Source organism: Methanolobus chelungpuianus, from assembly GCF_024500045.1.
Lineage (GTDB): Archaea > Halobacteriota > Methanosarcinia > Methanosarcinales > Methanosarcinaceae > Methanolobus > Methanolobus chelungpuianus.
Window position 1 is genome coordinate 156913 of sequence record NZ_JTEO01000002.1, and the last position, 16730, is coordinate 173642.

General features: G+C 50.7%; 19 protein-coding genes. 7 read left to right on the forward strand and 12 right to left on the reverse strand.

Annotated features, from left to right (window positions below; translation table 11 throughout):
• Positions 1-11: 11 nt before the first annotated feature.
• The 3 genes from PV02_RS01660 to PV02_RS01670 all read right to left on the reverse strand — a co-directional run bounded on the left by PV02_RS01660 (position 12) and on the right by PV02_RS01670 (position 2400).
• Positions 12-818, reverse strand: a complete 807-nt coding sequence (locus PV02_RS01660; protein ID WP_256621637.1) for a methyltransferase domain-containing protein — start codon at positions 816-818, stop codon at positions 12-14.
• 46 nt (positions 819-864) lie between these two features.
• A complete protein-coding gene (locus PV02_RS01665; RefSeq protein ID WP_256621638.1) occupies positions 865-1158 on the reverse strand; it encodes a hypothetical protein in 294 nt (97 codons plus the stop codon).
• A gap of 81 nt (positions 1159-1239) precedes the next feature.
• Entirely contained in the window at positions 1240-2400 is a 1161-nt protein-coding gene (locus tag PV02_RS01670) for a Coenzyme F420 hydrogenase/dehydrogenase, beta subunit C-terminal domain (RefSeq protein ID WP_256621639.1), read from the reverse strand.
• A gap of 78 nt (positions 2401-2478) precedes the next feature.
• Between PV02_RS01670 and PV02_RS01675 the strand changes: the two genes are divergently transcribed.
• Positions 2479-2706 carry a hypothetical protein gene (locus PV02_RS01675; RefSeq protein ID WP_256621640.1) on the forward strand — a complete coding sequence of 76 codons (228 nt, stop codon included), beginning with the start codon at positions 2479-2481 and terminating at the stop codon, positions 2704-2706.
• The gene (locus PV02_RS01680) at positions 2703-3686 is read left to right on the forward strand and encodes a radical SAM protein (protein ID WP_256621641.1); all 984 of its coding nucleotides are present in this window, start codon (positions 2703-2705) and stop codon (positions 3684-3686) included. Before PV02_RS01675 ends, PV02_RS01680 begins: the two co-directional genes overlap by 4 nt.
• Positions 3687-3714: 28 nt before the next feature.
• On the opposite strand, the gene PV02_RS01685 is transcribed toward PV02_RS01680, so the two are convergent.
• From PV02_RS01685 to PV02_RS01705, 5 genes are all read right to left on the reverse strand, one after another.
• Positions 3715-3957, reverse strand: coding sequence for a hypothetical protein (locus PV02_RS01685; protein ID WP_256621642.1), 243 nt, complete (start codon positions 3955-3957; stop codon positions 3715-3717).
• A gap of 22 nt (positions 3958-3979) precedes the next feature.
• A complete protein-coding gene (locus PV02_RS01690) occupies positions 3980-6751 on the reverse strand; it encodes a heavy metal translocating P-type ATPase (protein ID WP_256621643.1) in 2772 nt (923 codons plus the stop codon).
• Positions 6752-6792: 41 nt separating this feature from the next.
• Entirely contained in the window at positions 6793-7002 is a 210-nt protein-coding gene (locus tag PV02_RS01695) for a heavy-metal-associated domain-containing protein (protein WP_256621644.1), read from the reverse strand.
• A 96-nt stretch (positions 7003-7098) separates the two neighbouring features.
• Positions 7099-8124: a restriction endonuclease gene (locus PV02_RS01700; protein ID WP_256621645.1), complete on the reverse strand. Its 1026-nt coding sequence runs from the start codon at positions 8122-8124 to the stop codon at positions 7099-7101.
• A complete protein-coding gene (locus PV02_RS01705) occupies positions 8121-8327 on the reverse strand; it encodes a hypothetical protein (RefSeq protein WP_256621646.1) in 207 nt (68 codons plus the stop codon). The genes PV02_RS01700 and PV02_RS01705 overlap by 4 nt, the downstream gene beginning before the upstream one ends.
• Before the next feature lie 171 nt (positions 8328-8498).
• On the opposite strand from PV02_RS01705, the gene trxA reads away from it, so the two are divergent.
• Together trxA and PV02_RS01715 are read left to right on the forward strand one after the other, a co-directional pair.
• Entirely contained in the window at positions 8499-8891 is a 393-nt protein-coding gene (gene trxA / locus PV02_RS01710) for a thioredoxin (RefSeq protein ID WP_256621647.1), read from the forward strand.
• A 9-nt stretch (positions 8892-8900) separates the two neighbouring features.
• The gene (locus tag PV02_RS01715) at positions 8901-10331 is read left to right on the forward strand and encodes a methanogenesis marker 14 protein (protein ID WP_256621648.1); all 1431 of its coding nucleotides are present in this window, start codon (positions 8901-8903) and stop codon (positions 10329-10331) included.
• A gap of 403 nt (positions 10332-10734) precedes the next feature.
• On the opposite strand, the gene polX is transcribed toward PV02_RS01715, so the two are convergent.
• A complete protein-coding gene (gene polX, locus PV02_RS01720) occupies positions 10735-12525 on the reverse strand; it encodes a DNA polymerase/3'-5' exonuclease PolX (protein WP_256621649.1) in 1791 nt (596 codons plus the stop codon).
• 4 nt (positions 12526-12529) lie between these two features.
• Positions 12530-13201: a DUF166 domain-containing protein gene (locus PV02_RS01725; RefSeq protein ID WP_256621650.1), complete on the reverse strand. Its 672-nt coding sequence runs from the start codon at positions 13199-13201 to the stop codon at positions 12530-12532.
• Positions 13202-13296: 95 nt separating this feature from the next.
• Here PV02_RS01725 and PV02_RS01730 point away from each other — a divergent pair, with 95 nt between their 5' ends.
• The 3 genes from PV02_RS01730 (at position 13297) to PV02_RS01740 (ending at position 15750) form a co-directional block, all read left to right on the forward strand.
• On the forward strand, positions 13297-13425 hold the full coding sequence (locus tag PV02_RS01730) for a hypothetical protein (protein ID WP_256621651.1): 129 nt from the start codon (positions 13297-13299) through the stop codon (positions 13423-13425).
• 48 nt (positions 13426-13473) lie between these two features.
• Positions 13474-14079 carry a dTMP kinase gene (tmk, locus tag PV02_RS01735; protein ID WP_256621653.1) on the forward strand — a complete coding sequence of 202 codons (606 nt, stop codon included), beginning with the start codon at positions 13474-13476 and terminating at the stop codon, positions 14077-14079.
• A gap of 153 nt (positions 14080-14232) precedes the next feature.
• Positions 14233-15750, forward strand: a complete 1518-nt coding sequence (locus PV02_RS01740) for a sensor histidine kinase (protein WP_256621655.1) — start codon at positions 14233-14235, stop codon at positions 15748-15750.
• Here PV02_RS01740 and PV02_RS01745 read toward each other — a convergent pair.
• Positions 15737-15970, reverse strand: a complete 234-nt coding sequence (locus PV02_RS01745; protein WP_256621657.1) for a hypothetical protein — start codon at positions 15968-15970, stop codon at positions 15737-15739. The two genes, PV02_RS01740 and PV02_RS01745, sit on opposite strands and share 14 nt — an antisense overlap.
• Positions 15971-16008: 38 nt before the next feature.
• Entirely contained in the window at positions 16009-16716 is a 708-nt protein-coding gene (locus PV02_RS01750) for a HisA/HisF-related TIM barrel protein (protein ID WP_256621658.1), read from the reverse strand.
• Positions 16717-16730: the final 14 nt, after the last annotated feature.

Consider the following 16730-nt stretch of genomic DNA (forward strand, 5'->3'; position numbering starts at 1 on the left):
ACAATCCTTCTTTATTTCCTCCCCACACCCTTGAAGAACATATAGTTGAATGTCCCTTCCTCCCCTGCAGTCCTGTACAGGTCCGCTATTCCATGATCAAAAGTCGCCGCATCGATGATGCCCATCTCAATGGCGCTCTCCCTGACGCCTTCCACCATGGGGATGATGGTCCTTCTCACGAAGCCTTCCTCCATGTGCGGGCGGCTGGCATCGCTGTAGACCATGCGGGGGGAGACTGTGGCATTAGTGAAGCCTGCTCTTTTGAGGAGGGGATAGGTCTGCCTGCCAATGAGTGAGTTGCCGCCGAGCTTTGCCTGCACTTCCACAAGGCTGTTCCAGGTCTTGACTGCCGCTTCGGTCTCTGGATGGAAGAAGCAGGAGCCGTGGTCGCCTTCGATTACGGTGATAGTGCCGCCGGTCCTGAGTACGCGGCGCAGGCTGGCGAGGGCCTTTACCGGTTCCTTGAGATGCTCCAGCACAAAACATACGAACACATGGTCGAAGCTCTCATCCTCGAAGGGCAGGTCGAAAATATTCTCCACGCGGAACTCCGCGTTCTTTACTCCCTGGCCGGCGGCACGTTCTTTGGCTTTGTCCAGTGATTCCTCTGAGATGTCTATGGATGTTATCCGGGCCTGCGGGCTGTTCCTTGAGAGGATCACTGTCTGGGCGCCGATGCCGCATCCGGCCTCGAGTACCATGCTGCCTGCAGGGTACTTTGTATCGCTATGCAGGAGTTCTTCAAGCGTGTTTGCCTGGTCGCTGAGGCGGACAGATTCCCTTTCGGAGTAACCGTGGACGTAATAGTGGGAGGTCATGCTGAAATATTATGCAACTTCAGTTAAAAATACAGAGGTTCCTATTTCAGGGCTTGCCTTTCAGGATGCCTGCAATAAATGCAACTGCAAGACAGACAAAAGTGGTTATAAGTGCCAGTCTTGTCCTGTTCTCGCCGTGCCTGCCCATCTCAGGAGGGCTCGAGTGAGAGAACAATAGTATGAATATGGGCAGGCTGATTGGCATGAGCCAGAAAAAATACCTTACTTCTTCATAAGTCACTATACCGATGGCTGAGGCTGCTATTAATACGATCGTTGTCCATGCTATGATAAGAAAAAATCCGATGACTATCCCTTTTTTCAAAAAAGGGAGTTTCAAGGTCCTTACATCCGACACAACATATTATTTTCCACGCAATCTACAAAAATCTGCTGCATGTAGATGTGGCTACTACAGACTTCAGGCTTTCTTCCTGCGGCTGACCGAATATAGCTGGATCTTCTTCATCTTGGCAAGATTGAGCACGTTGTTCATCTCATTCGACTCAAGCAGGCGGGACTCGATGTATCCGTTATCCACGGCCTCGTTGAATATCTCATAGCCCAGGCCGGAGCGGGCGAGCACCGTGGTCCAGTTCCTGGGTGTCCCCACGCCGCCAAAGGAGAGATCGGCATTCTCTGCGGTAAGGTCGGTGCAGTACCTGCAGGAACTGCTCCTGTAGGGGTCCAGTTCCGCCAGGTCGAAGACCTTCAGTTCCTCAGGGGTCTGCATCTCCATCCTTCCTTTGCGGATCTTCATGGCTTCGATATCTTCCAGGCGCATGCCCTTGTTCAGGACGAACTCCCTGATGCCCTCATAGGAGAAGGTATCCATACAGAACAGCCCCATCTTCAGGATGTTGGCACGCATGAACAGGTGCAGGAACCCGTAGGGGCTCTTCTGCATCTTATACACGGCATCTATGTTGCAGCTCGTGCCGACAAAGGCGATGCTCCTCATGCCCTGCTTCACGGCACTCATCAATGGCTCTATGGTCATGCTGTGGCTGTAAATGCTTCCTGCAGCCTCCACGACCTCGTCATAAGTCTTTGCGATGACCGGCACAGGCTTCCAGGGCTCCTCGTCGGATTTCACAGTCACTATGGCGCAGTCGATAAGGCCCTCCTCAAGGCCGTAGGCAAGCATGGAAGTGACCACTGCCCCGTCCTGCCCCTTAAGGCCGGGTATTGCTGTCCTCGCGCTGTAGGCATTGCGTATTTTCCCGATAAGCCCCTCTTCGGTGGTTATCGTCCTGGGACACTGGTTGTAACATACGCCGCAGGCCGTGCATTTGCCTACCAGTCGTGGCTGTTCGTCTTCAATGGCGATAGATTCGCATGAAGCAGCGCAGGCTCCGCAGAGTGTGCATATGCCAGGCTTGATGATATCTCTCTTGAGATGCCCGAAAGAGATCTTGTCCTGCTCGGCAATGGACCTTTTAAGGCGTATGACGCTCTTTTCAAGGTGATCGAACTTTCTCTTGCACTCCGGTGAGCAGAAACGATATTTTTTCCCCCCGTATTCTGTGAAATAAGGAGTATCTTCCGGGACTTTGATCTTACATATGGGATCCATTGGCATACTTTTCCTGTTTAAGTTGGTTATTATGCCAGATAAATATGCCCTTCATCTATTTAATAAAATTCGAACCGTATAATCATGAAGGTTCTCAGCATCATGATTATCTATTATATTTTCTCTCTGCATGTCCACAAAGTCCTAAGTATTCAGGCATATATTGCCTCAACAGAAAATGACATAACGGATCAGTGTGCATTTGCAGGAACATATGGATCGTTTCAGGAAAAGGATAAAGTATTCCATGCAAGGAAGATAATCCATATATTATCCAAAGATCTCATTCTTTTGGCATCGGAGAACTCATGAAGCCAGAAACCAAAGCACAACTCATCTCGACAGGCTCCGTGAACATGGACCCTTCCCTCATCCACAGGCTGACCATCCCCACTGCGGGCCCGGGAGCCGGGAATGTAGCCTTCTTCTTCAATTCGGGAGGACACCGTGTCCGCCTTGCCGTCAAGAAGGAGTCCCCGCTGAAAGCTGAAATGAACGGCAGCGAGCTTGTCATCAGCAGGGATGGCACTGAGATCGCGAGGGGCAGCATTGAACCTGAGCTTATCCATTGCCCTGACCAGGCCTTTATAACAATGTGCGAGAAATGCATCTTCGACTGCAAGTTCTGCCCTGTCCCCAAGTTAGGCGGCAAGGTCAAGAGCATGGACCGGATGCTCAGGATGGTGGAAGAGTCCGGCAGTACCGGCAGGCTGCAGGCTATTTCCATAACCTCGGGTGTGGAGGAATCTGCGGAAGCTGAGGTCGACAGGGCTGAGGAGCTGATCCGCAGGCTCAGGGAAATATACTCAATACCTATCGGGGTTTCCGTGTATCCCACGAAAGACTCCACCCGCAGGCTTAAGGATGCAGGCGCCGATGAGCTGAAATACAATGTGGAGACCATGGACCGGGATCTGCATGCAAAGCTCTGCCCCGGGCAGGACCTTGGATCCCTGCTTGGTGCGCTCAGGCAGGGTGTAGAGATATTCGGCAGGAACAAGGTCTGTTCAAATTTCATAATCGGCCTTGGCGAGTCGGACGAATCTGCAAAGAAGGGTATCGAGGAACTGGTTTCCATGGGCGTGGTCCCCATACTGAGGGCTGCGGCCAGGCATCCCCTGAGGGAAGGAGAGGTCTTCATCGAACGCCCGTCCGCAGAGCGCCTGCTCATGCTGAACCGCTTCCTGCGGGAAAAGCTGGATGAGTACGGCCTGCGTGCGGATACATTTAAGACAATGTGCCTGCCCTGTACGGGATGCGACTTAAACCCGCATTCGGACCTTGAGCCTTGATCCAGGTGCAGGATACAGCAACCGCTGTTTAACTGCCCTTCATCCTTTTCTCTATAACTGCAGGCCACACCGAGGCCGACACGATCATGCTGAGCACGAAGACGAACACCATGCCTGCGATTATGTCGACCTGCGTATAAAGCGGCACTGACCTTGAACTGTTAACCGCTGCGGAGAGGACCGCAAAGAGGATCACCAGCAGGATGGATGTCACCAGGCTTGCTATAAGGGTGTATCTTCCTTTTTTCCGGCTCATGCTCTTATCGTTCATATATCTGGTCTCCGGTCTTGTTCTATTTTATTCTCTTTCTCTTCATCAGCATGGAGTTAGTGGTAACCGATACCGAGCTCATTGCCATGAAGGCGGCCGCAAGCTCCGGGCTGATGAGGATCGTCTTCACCACCGGGTAAAGCAGGCCCGCTGCCAGTGGTATCCCCAGGGTATTATAGCCGAAGGCCCAGAAGAGGTTCTGCTTGATCTTGTTCATCGTGAGCCTGCTCAGCCTGATGGAGGCGATCACATCCCGCAGGTCGTTTTTGATAAGTACTATCTGAGCGGACTCCATGGCAACATCGGTACCTGCACCCATGGCTATGCCTACATCGGCCTGTGTAAGGGCGGGTGCGTCGTTGATGCCGTCGCCCACCATTGCAACCACGCGCCCCTCCTCCTGCAGCTTGCGTATTTCTGAGGCCTTGTCTTCTGGAAGCACCTCCGCCAGTACCCGCGTGATGCCAATGTTCGATGCAATGGCATCTGCTGTCCTGCGGTTGTCGCCGGTGATCATAACGACCTCGATACCCATGTCGCGTATCTTCTCCACGGCTTCCTTCGAATTCTCCTTGAGGGTATCGGCAACTGCCACAAGACCCACGGCACGGTCGTCCTTTGCAGCTATCATGGCTGTCCTGCCCTGCGCTTCAAGGCTCTCCATGGTGCTCTCAACGGAAGCGATATCAATGCCGCTATCATGCATCAGTTTACGGGTTCCGAGCAGTATCCTGCTGCCTTCGATGCCCGCCTCCACACCTTTACCTGCGATGGACCTGAAGCTTTCGACATCTTTTAACTGCAGATTACGCTGTTCAGCACCTCTCACTATAGCTTCTCCGAGGGGATGCTCGGACCCTTTCTCGGCGCTGGCTGCCATAACAAGCACTTCATCGGAACTGAGATCCGCAACAGGCACTATGTCCGTGAGCTCGGGCTCTCCCTTTGTAAGCGTCCCGGTCTTGTCAAAGACGATTGTATCTATCTTGAGTGTTCTTTCAAGAGCTTCACCGCCCTTGATAAGTATGCCGTTCTCTGCTCCCTTGCCTGTGCCTACCATTATGGCTGCCGGGGTTGCAAGACCCACGGCGCAGGGGCAGGATATCACAAGCACCGTGATGGAGATGAGCAGTGCGAACAGGAAGGGACTTGCTATCCCTGAGTTCAGGGTCACGTCGTATCTCTCGAAGCCGATGAAGTACCAGAAGAAGAACGCCGCCAGTGCCAGTACGTGGACTATGAGTATGAAATGGCCTGCTACGACATCCGCTATCCTCTGTATAGGGGCCTTGGAGTTCTGCGCGTTCTCCACCAGTTCTATTATACGCGCAAGTGCGGTATCAGCGCCCACATTGGTGGCGCGTAGCTTCATGGCCCCGCTGCGGTTCAATGTAGAGCCTATTACCACATCCCCCTTGCTCTTGTCAACGGGGATGCTCTCTCCCGTGATCATGGATTCGTCAACTGCTGATGTCCCCTCGATCACAACGCCGTCGACAGGTATCTTCTCCCCCGGCCTGACAAAAACAATGTCATCGACCTCGACGCTCTCAACAGGCACCTCCTTCTCCTGCCCGTCTACGATTATGCGCGCAGTCTTTGCCTGGAGTCCTATGAGCTTCTTGATGGATTCGGATGTCCTTCCCCTGGCGCGGGCCTCCATGTACCTCCCGAGCACAATGAACGCAATAAGCATGACGGCAGTATCGTAATAGAGATGATGGTATCCCGGCCCCAGGTCCAGGTAGCTTGAAGCGACACTTATAACGTAGGCTGCTCCGGTACCTGTGGCAATGAGCAGGTTCATGTCGGTTACGCCGTGTTTCAGTCCCCTGTAAGTTCCCTCGAAGAACTGCCTTCCCGGGAAGACCATGACGATAGTTGTCAGCAGGAACAGCACGTTCCTGTCTGCAAAGATATCCGGCACGAATCCAAAGTAATCCGGAAAGACCGGCTTCAGGCTCCCCAACATGACCGGGATCGCGATCAGCACCGAAATTATCAGGTTGTTCCTCTGCCTGCGGATCTCATCTTCCCTTTCCTTCCTTTCCCTGTCCTCGGCAAGCTGCCGGTCCACAGGCATTGAGGCTGAGTAACCGATATCTTCGATGGCCTTTCTCATATCGTCAACAGAAACAACGGATGAATTGTATTCTATCCTGGCCTTGCCTGTTGAAACGTTGACATTAACGGAGCTGACCCCATTAAGCCTTTTAAGCACCTTTTCTACGTTCTGGGCACAGGAAGCGCACGTCATCCCTCCTACATCAAGGGTGATGCGGTCCCTCACCACATGATAACCCAGGGATTCGATCTCTCCTGCAAGTTCCCCAGGGCTGACCCTTGCAGGCTCGTACCTTACTGTGGCCCTTTCAAGGGGAAGGTTGACAGTGGCTGAGATAACTCCTTCGTGTTTGGTCAGGACGCCCTCGATGTTCTGTGCACACGAGGTGCACTTCATGCCGGATATCCTGAAAACGGCATCCTCTGTTGCGCCCGGCTCCGGCTGCTTCCTCACATCCTCGGCTTCATCGGGAATTATCCTGCATCCCTGTTCAGGCCCGGATCCCTCAGGCAGCCTGCACTGCTCTTCGCCTGCTTCGTATCCAGCATCCGTGACAGCTTTTCGTATGTCTTCAAGATTGGTCCTGGCAGGATCGAACTCTACAGTGGCACTCTCTTCCTCAAGGCTCACATCTACCGAGGAAACACCTTCAATGGCCATTATGGCATCTGTCACACGCTTGTGGCAGTGCATGCAGGTCATGCCATGCACTTTTATTTTTGTATTCATGTCTGATATCGAAAGATTGTCAATGTACCGACTGCCTGTTCTCAGTCCACGACCTTGTATCCGGCTTTTGTGACTGCGGATTGTATGGCTGCTGAGTCGGTGATGGCAGGATCATAGGATACTTCGGCCTGCTTGCTTCCAAGATTGACACTCACATCCTGTACTCCCTTTACATTCCGGATCGCTTTCTCCACTGTCATCTGGCAATGTCCGCACATCATTCCTTCGATCTTGATCGTCTCTTGCTTCATGGCATAGCTCCCGTTTGATATATTCTTCACATTAGTCTTTATAACCTCATGCTATTAAGGGTTTCTTAACAGTTAACAGCGTTAAAGGGTGTAATATCAGATAACCTTCACTCTCTCCTGAATAGCGCTTCTCCATTGAGCGGCATCGTCCACTTCAAAAGAGTATTTCCTGACTCCGTCGGAGGATGCGGAGACCAGTATCCTGTCCTTTTTGAAGAGTCCCCCTCCGGCTTCAACGGATATTATCTTCGTCAGGGGTATATCTTCCACCTGCCCCTTATCAATGTCTATCTGCGCCAGCCTCCTGTTGGTCAGGATAAACAGTGAGGAATTTTTCCGCGAGGACTTCAGGAGGTGTTCCCCGCGCACGTATTCAGGCCTGAGGCTATCAAGGAGTTCCAGTATCCTGTCCTTTCTCTTTACGGACAGAGGATATACTTTCAGGCGTTTCTGTCCGGCGATAAGGAACAGAAGCTGTTGCTCTGTATGTACGCCTGTCAGGTCCTTCAGCTCGATACGCAGTTCCACATTCTCTTTTCTGGAAAGCAGGCCGGATTCCTTTTTAAAGAAAATGTTCCTGCTTGTGATAAGCATGGACATCCTCTCCCGGCCAAAGCTCACGGATTCTTCAGCAAGCAGTTCCTCGCCTCGTCTCATGATAGTGGAAGTGTCCTGTCCGGCTGCATCCTCACGGGTCCCGGCCCCGACGACCTGGGATTGCTTATTTTCCCCTGGCAGGTAATGGTTTAGCATCTCAGCCAGGAGGTTCCCGTCAACCAGCTTTACGTTATGCTCGGCAGCCTCTTCCTGTCCCTCTTTTGTGAAACAGGAAGTTGTCACGATGATGACCCCATCCACCCGGTCCCTGTATCTAAGGCTGCTGTACTCCCTGACAGCTTTGACGCCTACAGGCTCGTTGTATCTCTTTGCCTGCACTATCCATGAGTGAGATAGTCCGAAGTTCAGTATCCTTACTATGAGGTCAATGCCCCTGTCATGGGAATACTGTGTCTCTTCCACCGCGTAGCCCATCCTCCTGAAAAGCTGTGCCAGGAGCTTTTCAAAATCATAGGGCTCGATCTGTTGTAACTGTGCAAGCGACCATCTGTCCAGTGTGCTCATTCATCCACCGTATATGATAAGCCGCATTCAGGGCAAAAATAAGTGAATGACCTCGCCCCGCTCCTTGCTATACTGACAGTTCTCCGCATCCATGTGCCGCAAGTGATACACTTCTGGTCAAAGATTGTCCTGTCATTATCAGGACTGTTTTTTGCCTTCCTGCCTGCCATTGTTATCAGCCACAGAGATCGATGGTTTGACATTTATATAAATTATCTATTACATATTATTATGGTTATGTGTGTTTATCGCACAACCATGCAAAACTTTAAGTTATCAAAGCATGTAACTACATACAGAAAAATATCAGCGCCTGGACAGCAGTGCTCTTACTTCCCGACCAGCCGTCCGGTTCTGTAGAGGCAGGTAAGCTAATGGATGAGATTGATATGATAAGGCAGAGAAAAATGGAAGGTCTGAAGAAGGAGCTTGAGAAGCGCGAATATCCTGCAGAGCCTCTGGAGGTCACAGATGCTGCATTTGATGAGTTTACCGCCAGGCATACGCTGGTCGTCGTGGACTGCTGGGCCCAGTGGTGCGGTCCGTGTCGCATGCTTTCACCCGTTATCGATGAACTTGCAACGGAGCTCCGGGGAAAGGTTATCTTCGGCAAGCTGAACGTGGATCATAACAAGGGAACTGCCATGAGATTTGCCATAACAAGCATTCCTGCACTCCTTGTCTTCAGGGACGGCAAGCTTGCGGACCGGATAGTAGGGGCAGTACCTAAACAGAAGATAATCCAGAGATTGCAGCCTTTGATGTGAGGAGTAAAAATGGGATTCAAACCACGAATTGCAGAAAGTCCGTCCGTACGCCTTATAGACCTCAAATCCAAACCTTATTTCATAGTGGCATCTGTAGAAGTAGGCAACACCACCACAAAATGCATACTCACCGCCACAAATCTTGAAGACGGCAAGACACGCCTTGTGACCAAGACCGTGAGCATGACAAGGGATGTCCGCCCTCCCAAGCCTGGAGAGGAGATATTCGGGCGGACCTTGAACGGTGTGGAACTTACACGCCAGTCCGTTGCCGAACTTGTAAGGGACACTCTCATTGGAGCCGTGAAACAGGCAAATCTTGACATCAAGGAAGATATCCACTTTGTTGTAAGGTCCACAGGTGTGGTAGCAGGCTTCGATACTCCTGACGAGGTGGGGGAATTCATCAAGGCCCTGGCCGATGGCTGCCTGATGGCCGGAGTACCGCCAAACAGGATGACTCCTCCCATGGGCATGGGCAATGTGCCCGAAAAGTTCCGCAAGCACACCAAGCTCGAGCAGGTGGTGTTCGACGGGGCCGTGGCCAGTGTGACTCCTCCCACTGGAGCTACAGGCGTTGAGATCGTGGCAAACGAGATGGAAGGCGAACTGGCAACCGCAGGGATCAAGGAAGGTGCCAAGTGGGTGGATGTGGACTTCCGTAACCCTTGCATTTCCATCGACTTCGGCACTACTCTTGACGGCAGGGTAATCAGCCCAGACCTTCCTTATGCAAAGACCATTGGAAACTTCTGCGGCTTCGCAGGTGCAATCCCGGATGCCATTATCAAAGGTACGGGGCTTGTGGACTCTAAAAAGGGAACTGCCCTTGATGTTGCAGACAAGACCTCAATGGATGCGCTCACTCTTAAACTGAAGGGCAAAGCCATAAAGGAATATGCAGAAAGGATACACGAATACATACAGATAGAGAGGGTTCCCAAAGGACGTAAGCGATACGGCAGCGTCCCGGTCAACTCTGAGGCCGCTGACGCCATAGGTGTGGTGCTTATCGGTTGCGATGTCGGCAACAACGGCACGGATATGGATAAACTCTCGGAGATCGGGGCTGAGATCTACAAAAAGCACAACCTCAAGGTACTCTTTGCAGTCATAGATGAGGTAATGGCGAAGGTTGTACAGCGCCTTGTGAAAGTGGCAAAGGATGAAGGCCTGGTGTATGAGGATACTGCCATCGGAATTACCGGCAGGGCCGGAATAACCGGTAATAAGCCGCGGCTAGTCCTTAAGTATCTGCACGAGCTCGGCATAAACCACAACATCGAAGAGAATGTCGTTTTTGTGGATGATGGTCTTGCGCGCGGTGCAGCCGTCATGGCAAGATGCATGAACTCCATGGGCACCCCGTTCAATCCGCTTGGCGGCCACAGGGGCGGAAAATGCATTCTTTCACAGCGTATTAAAATGCAAAAGAAATAGGATGGTCAGGTGGCAGGTCATTCCTGCCACATTGGGATTTTTACATCAGAATCAGAATTGCTATACCTACTGGAAATGAATCTGCATGAGGTCCTCAGAACCTGTTCCTCTTTTCCTGCCTTCTCATTTCTTTCTCGAACTCGATTTCGTGCTTCTTCGTTGCTCTATCATGCTTGTTAGCTTTCATATTTTTCAAGATTGCACCTCATGGGACATGAAATGGACAAATATTCAACTACTTACAGATAAAAAACAGTCAAGAAAATAACAAATGGTTCTTTCCGGTCTCAACCTCATTCAGTTTTACTGAAACATGTTGGATAAATGAAAATTTAAGCTTTTTGTCGTTAGAATCGATATAAAGTATATACTTTTTAACATCAGTATATATTTTATCTGAAACTTATACCCTTAATATGGAGCATATGTCCTTCAGGCTGAGCGTGTTCACAACATCTTGAGGTTCAAGCCAGGCCCGGCGGGCAACATCGATCCCATATCTGATGTTCTCGAAATGTGCAAGTGAATGAGTATCAGTATCGATGGCAACCTTTACTCCCATTTCCTTTGCCATCCTTGCATGCATATCGTTTAAATCAAGTCTTGACGGTGAGGAATTTATCTCAAGCACCTTCTCATTGTCAAAAGCAGTCTGCATGACCTTATCCATATCGACCTCGTAACCTGTGCGCTTCCCGAACTTCCTGCCTGTGGGGTGTGCAAGTATATCCACATGTTCGTTCTCAAGTGCAGCAACTATGCGCTGCGTCATCTTTTCCCTATCCTGTTCCAGTCCTGCATGTACCGCCACCACGACGATATCAAGGCTCTCCAGCAGTTCACTGCTGTAATCAAGCCTGCCATCGGATCTGATATCGCACTCAGTACCCGAAAGCAGCCTGATACCATCGATCCTTTCGTTGACATCCTCTATCTCACGTATATGCTCCAGCAGTCTTTCCTCTGAAAGGCCGTTTGCAATCCCTGTGGAAGGAGAATGGTCGGTGATGGCGATGTACTCATACCCAAGCACCATGGCATGCATGGCGAGCTCTTCGATGCTGTTCCTGCCGTCACTCCACCGGGAATGGACATGAAGGTCTCCTCTGATATCCTTGCGTTCGATAAGCCTGGGAACCCTGCCGTTAAGGCCGGCCTCTATCTCGCCCCTGTCTTCCCTGATCTCGGGAGGCAGCCAGCCAAGCCCAAGAACCCTGTAGAGCTCGTTCTCCTTTGCAAGATATCCGGCCCCGCCTCCTGCAGTTCCATTTTCCGGGATCCTGCCTGCACAGATCAGCCCGTGTTCACTGACACTGTATCCCCTGCCACGTGCCAGTTCCTGCAGGCGGATGTTATGTTCCTTTGAGCCTGTGAGATACTGCATGAGCGGACCGCAACGGGCTTCAGGGCTCACGTACAGGTCTACCCTGATATTGCCTTCATATACAATGGCTGCATGTGAGTACTCTCCCAGATCGTCCACACCTTCCAGCTCCCTTTCAGCTTTTTGCAGGTGCACGAATGAATCAATGGCTTTTTCAGGCTCCTCTGAAAGAGCGACGAGGTCGATATTGCCAACTGTCTCCTTTCTTCTTCGCAGGCTCCCGGCAATTGCAATTCTCTGAATGGAGGGACTGTTGTCCAGTTCCTCGATGATCTGCTGTGCGATAATGCCGGCAGCAGTCAGTGAACTTCTCCTGAAATCACTGCTTTCCACCCGGCTTTTAGCTGCCCTGAGAAGCCTTTCTTCCTGTTTAGGCCCCAAGCGTGGCAGGCGGCGGATGCGATGTTCTTCCGCAGCCCGGATAAGGTCTTCAACAGACTCCACTCCCAGTCGCTCATGCAGGCTTCTTGCGGTTTTCGGACCGACGCCTGAGATATTCATGATCTCATGGATTCCCGGGGGGATCTCTGCTAGGATCTGCTCATATTCTTCAAAGGTTCCGGTGGTCAGCATTTCCTCTATCTTGTCCTTGATCGCTTTTCCCACGCCGGGCACTGCAGGGAGCCGGCCTCTGCGATATATGTCGCTTAGTTCCTTTTCATAGGCCTTGACACTCCTTGAGGCTTTCTCGTAAGCTGCGATCTTGTAGGGATTCTCTCCCCTGAACTCCAGCAGCTTTGCCATGTGGCCGAGAATGCCAGCTATCCCGGCATTGTCCATCACAGCAGGCCTCTCTTGAGTTTGCTGCATATCCTCACGCCCTTTTCTCTTTTGAGCCCAGGGCTTTTTCAACGGCATTCTTATGTATCTCCGCAGACCGGTGTATGCCTCCGAGTGTTCCCCTCACGGCTCTGCACGGGTATTGCTGTATCAGCAGGCCTGCCCTGGCAGGAGCCTCTTCTGTTTTTGTACCCACAAGTTCCTCAGCCATCCTCCAGGTGCTTCCGCAGGGCGCACCGCAGAGCACCCTCACATCAGAGACCCTGCCATCCAAGGTATCGATCTCAAGCACGGGCCTGGACAGTCTTGAGGAGAACTCGCGTATTGCAGGATTATCGGAGAGCGTGCAGCAGATATCTTCAACTTCTATATATATCCCGTATTTCTGTGATATCTGATCAAGCTCCCTTAGAGGTGCTTTTGAAGCCCCTCCCGGGATTATGAGTCCCTTCACACCCTTCAGCGCTGCCTTATGTGCTATTGCTGCGGTGAGGTCCGGGTGGAGGGAGTAACTTATCATGATGTCCGACTCGAACACTGTATTATCCAGGGCAAGTTCTTCCAGGAACTCTCCCGGCTCATCAATGAAAGAGGGAAGTTTTTCCGGCACTGGTGCACGGACAACCTTCAGGTCCGTTCTTGCCAGCAGAGTCTCAACGAGCCTCATGCCGTATTTTCCTCTGGTGATCACTCCTATGGTCGTCATGTATCTGTCCTTTTCAGGAAATGTGTATCCTTTCTTTATATGCTTTGGCAGAGATTTTTATATTAATCCTCTATATGTATATGGGAGGTAAGCTTATGGATGACTATAACTCTTCAACCGTATACTTCAGATGCAATATATGTGACTTCCTTTTCCAGGAAGACCCGGAACGTTTCCCTGTAAGATGTTTCCAGTGCGGTTCCGAGAACGTATCACGTGCATGACCACTGGATGCAAATAGGCTAAATATTATCCCCTCTTTTTCATAGCACATGCCAGCAAAGGGAAAGCTCATAACTCTTGAAGGGATCGATGGCTCGGGTAAGTCCACCATTGCAAGGTCACTTGCTTCAAATCCTGAATTCAGTGATTTCGTATTTACCCGGGAGCCCACAGGGAGCTGGATAGGCGAAGCTGTGAACCGGGCTATCCACTCGGATACGGATCATCTTGCAGAGCTGTTCCTTTTTGTTGCAGACCATGCAGAGCATGTCTCCAAACTGATCCTGCCATCCCTGGAAAGCGGCAGGAATGTCATCTCAGACAGGTATTCTGCCAGCCGTTATGCATACCAGGGGATGACACTGCAGGACAGGTTCGGGGACTCGCTGCGCTGGATACAGGATATCCATAAAGGATGGACCGTAGTACCGGACCTGACAATACTTTTTGATATCGACCCTGATATCGCTGTTGCAAGATGCGGGTCCAGGGGCGACAAGACAAAGTTCGAGAAGGTTACTTTCCTTGAAGGGGTCAGGAGCAATTACCTGCGTCTGGCAGATGAGAGCCCCTCCTCCTTCGTTGTGATTGATGCAAATAGAAGTGTTGAAGAAATCGGGTCTGATGTGGTGGGGATAATCTCCTCATTAGTATAACCTTCAGTTCAAGGCTCCCGCTGAGCATATCATATCACTTTACTTATTTTATCATTTACCACTTATTAATATTTTATGTAATTGAGGAATGTATATATAGCATCTGAGTAAGATATCTATTCAAGTCCGTTTATCGTGAGAGTGGGTGAGCGATTGGATAGCACAGAACCAAGATTCTATCCCATGATTCTGCAGGATGCACCTATAGGAATATGTATCCTGGATAAGGATGATAATCTTGTTTTCTCCAATGAGAGGATGGGATCCATTTCTGGCCTGTTATCAGAATATGTGATCGGAAAGAATGTTTTTGAATCAATGCCAGAGTACCTGCTTGACGGGAAAGCAGGCTTCAGGCAGTTTTTTCTGGATACAAAGAGATCACTTCAGAGGTCTTTTCATGCGGAAGTGCCTATACTCATCCCTATGAAGGGTCTCAGCTACCAGTCGATATCCCTCGTGCCATTATTTGACGGGAACGGTAGTTATGATGGAATGGCCTGCTATTTTCAGGAGGTAAGTGACTATTGCCTCCGGGAAAAGGGTTTGCTTGAAAAGCTTTCAAGCATCAGCAGGCTTGAGTCAATATACTGGGAAGTTCCTGTGATTGTTTTCCTGTGGTCGCCGGAAAAAGGGTGGCCTGTTCGCTTTGTCTCGGAGAATGTCTCTTTGCTTGGCTATAGCAGGGAGGAGTTTCAGTCAGGGAACAAGCTCTATATTGACATCGTCCATCCGGAGGATCGGGACAAGCTTACCGAGGATGTGGCCCGGCTTTCCTGGGAAGGCGAGGAGTGCTTTTCCCATGAGTACCGGCTGTTGAAAAAGTCGGGTGAATCGCTCTGGGTCAGTGAGCTTTCCCTGCTCCAGAAAGATCACCAGGGCCGGCCTTATCGCTTTGAGGGAATCGTCATGGACATTTCCGACAAAAAGAGATACCAGCAGGAACTTGAGAGACACACCGCAGAACTGGAGCAGTTGAATGCATTAAAGGATCTGTTTTCAGACATTATCAGGCATGACCTGCTCACACCCGCAGGTACCATAAGGGGCTATGTCGAGCTCCTGCAGGAGATGGAAACCGATCCGGACAAGCTTGCCATGCTCGGGGTGGTAGAGGACAGCACCGGGAGACTCATAGATCTCATTGAGAGTGCTTCCAGATACGAGAAACTGAACAGCATTGAGGAGATCGACTACTACTGTACTGACCTTGTGGGCATCTTCAGGGGCATTCTGCTGGAGTTTTCCTCTTACGCAGAGGAGAGGAATATAAGGCTGGAATTGTTCTCGGAAGGTCCATGCTATTCACATGTAAACCCCCTGGTAAGCGAGGTGTTTGCGAATCTCCTGTCAAATGCCATAAAGTACAGCCCGGAGAACGAAAGCATAACCATCTCTTTCCGGGATATGGGCGATCGCTTCAGGGTCATGGTCACTGACCGTGGGGATGGCATACCTGACGAGAACAAAGTGCTGGTCTTCAACCGTTTCAAGCGCCTCAGCAAGAAAGGGGTCAAAGGGACAGGTCTTGGACTTGCGATAGTAAAGCGGATTATGGAACTGCACGGCGGGGGGTACGGGGTAGAGGATAATCCAGAGGGTAAAGGTAGTGTTTTCTGGGTCACGTTCAGCAAAGCTGCCTGTAACCCGGACAACCCTAGAGTTCGTTAGCGTCTGCGAATTTGATAAGTGCTTCACCAAGGGTGCGTGTGTATTTAGGATTCAGATTGAAGCGCCCCTTTTTCTGGCCACCTCTCTCTTTTGCGATCTCTACATACTCGTTCTCGTATTTCTCACTGGAGGCAAGGGTGATCGTCAGGAACCAGCCTGCTCCCATCTTGATCTCGGCGTATCCTTCGCCAACTTCAATTAATTCCTCATTCTCTGCCATATTTACACCATGAACTGATGAAACCGTTATAATCACTGTCACTGTACTTTTTCAATGGGGATAGAGCCGTTGTGCAAAGCTGTTGCCACAAGGGCACCTGCAAGGCCTGTTTCCTCGAGTGTTTCTATGTCCTCAAGGTTGCGGACTCCTCCACCAAGAAGCACATTATGCTCTGAGATTGATGCTATTTTACTTAAGAATTGTGAATCCACGCCGCTTGCCGTGCCTACCCTGTCAAGGTCGAGGACTATTATATCCTGCAGCTCGAACTCATTAAGCTTCCTTACTATCTCCAGGGGGTCATCAGGCATGGAAGGGTCACTGGAGAGTATTTTGCCATGCTTCTTGTCAATGCTTACTACCGCACGTCCCGGATAGGCAACTGCAACCTGCCCTATCGTATCAAGGGAGGCAGTCTCCGTGCCGAGCACGACGGTTGGAACGATCTCGAATATATCCTCTGTATCAGAAATAGACTTAATTCCGGCATCTACCATTGTCTTAGCCCTTTCTGCCACTCCCTGGATGACCTCGAAGTTCTTTTCCCTCTTACCTATTCCCTGAAGTAGGTTAAGGTCGGCAATGTATACTTCCCTGGGTTTTACCGTATCAACTATCCTGATGGCGTCCGAACTTTCGCAGATCCGGCTCGAGAAATGGATAGGCTTGTACTCTTTCCTGTCTCCTCCCCGTGCATGGACCACTGTCCGGTTGAAAACGTCAAGAACAAAAAGGATACGAAACATATTTAATTCATACA

Excerpts from the sequence above, each read along its gene's own strand:
- tmk (WP_256621653.1), top strand. The coding sequence starts at position 13,474 with ATGCCAGCAAAGGGAAAGCTCATAACTCTTGAAGGGATCGATGGCTCG.
- PV02_RS01675 (WP_256621640.1), top strand. The coding sequence starts at position 2,479 with ATGAAGGTTCTCAGCATCATGATTATCTATTATATTTTCTCTCTGCAT.
- PV02_RS01730 (WP_256621651.1), top strand. The coding sequence starts at position 13,297 with ATGGATGACTATAACTCTTCAACCGTATACTTCAGATGCAATATATGT.
- PV02_RS01685 (WP_256621642.1), bottom strand. The coding sequence starts at position 3,957 with ATGAACGATAAGAGCATGAGCCGGAAAAAAGGAAGATACACCCTTATA.
- trxA (WP_256621647.1), top strand. The coding sequence starts at position 8,499 with ATGGATGAGATTGATATGATAAGGCAGAGAAAAATGGAAGGTCTGAAG.
- PV02_RS01725 (WP_256621650.1), bottom strand. The coding sequence starts at position 13,201 with ATGACGACCATAGGAGTGATCACCAGAGGAAAATACGGCATGAGGCTC.
- PV02_RS01660 (WP_256621637.1), bottom strand. The coding sequence starts at position 818 with ATGACCTCCCACTATTACGTCCACGGTTACTCCGAAAGGGAATCTGTC.
- PV02_RS01745 (WP_256621657.1), bottom strand. The coding sequence starts at position 15,970 with ATGGCAGAGAATGAGGAATTAATTGAAGTTGGCGAAGGATACGCCGAG.
- PV02_RS01670 (WP_256621639.1), bottom strand. The coding sequence starts at position 2,400 with ATGCCAATGGATCCCATATGTAAGATCAAAGTCCCGGAAGATACTCCT.
- PV02_RS01680 (WP_256621641.1), top strand. The coding sequence starts at position 2,703 with ATGAAGCCAGAAACCAAAGCACAACTCATCTCGACAGGCTCCGTGAAC.
- PV02_RS01715 (WP_256621648.1), top strand. The coding sequence starts at position 8,901 with ATGGGATTCAAACCACGAATTGCAGAAAGTCCGTCCGTACGCCTTATA.
- PV02_RS01690 (WP_256621643.1), bottom strand. The coding sequence starts at position 6,751 with ATGAATACAAAAATAAAAGTGCATGGCATGACCTGCATGCACTGCCAC.
- PV02_RS01750 (WP_256621658.1), bottom strand. The coding sequence starts at position 16,716 with ATGTTTCGTATCCTTTTTGTTCTTGACGTTTTCAACCGGACAGTGGTC.
- PV02_RS01705 (WP_256621646.1), bottom strand. The coding sequence starts at position 8,327 with ATGTCAAACCATCGATCTCTGTGGCTGATAACAATGGCAGGCAGGAAG.
- PV02_RS01695 (WP_256621644.1), bottom strand. The coding sequence starts at position 7,002 with ATGAAGCAAGAGACGATCAAGATCGAAGGAATGATGTGCGGACATTGC.
- polX (WP_256621649.1), bottom strand. The coding sequence starts at position 12,525 with ATGCAGCAAACTCAAGAGAGGCCTGCTGTGATGGACAATGCCGGGATA.
- PV02_RS01700 (WP_256621645.1), bottom strand. The coding sequence starts at position 8,124 with ATGAGCACACTGGACAGATGGTCGCTTGCACAGTTACAACAGATCGAG.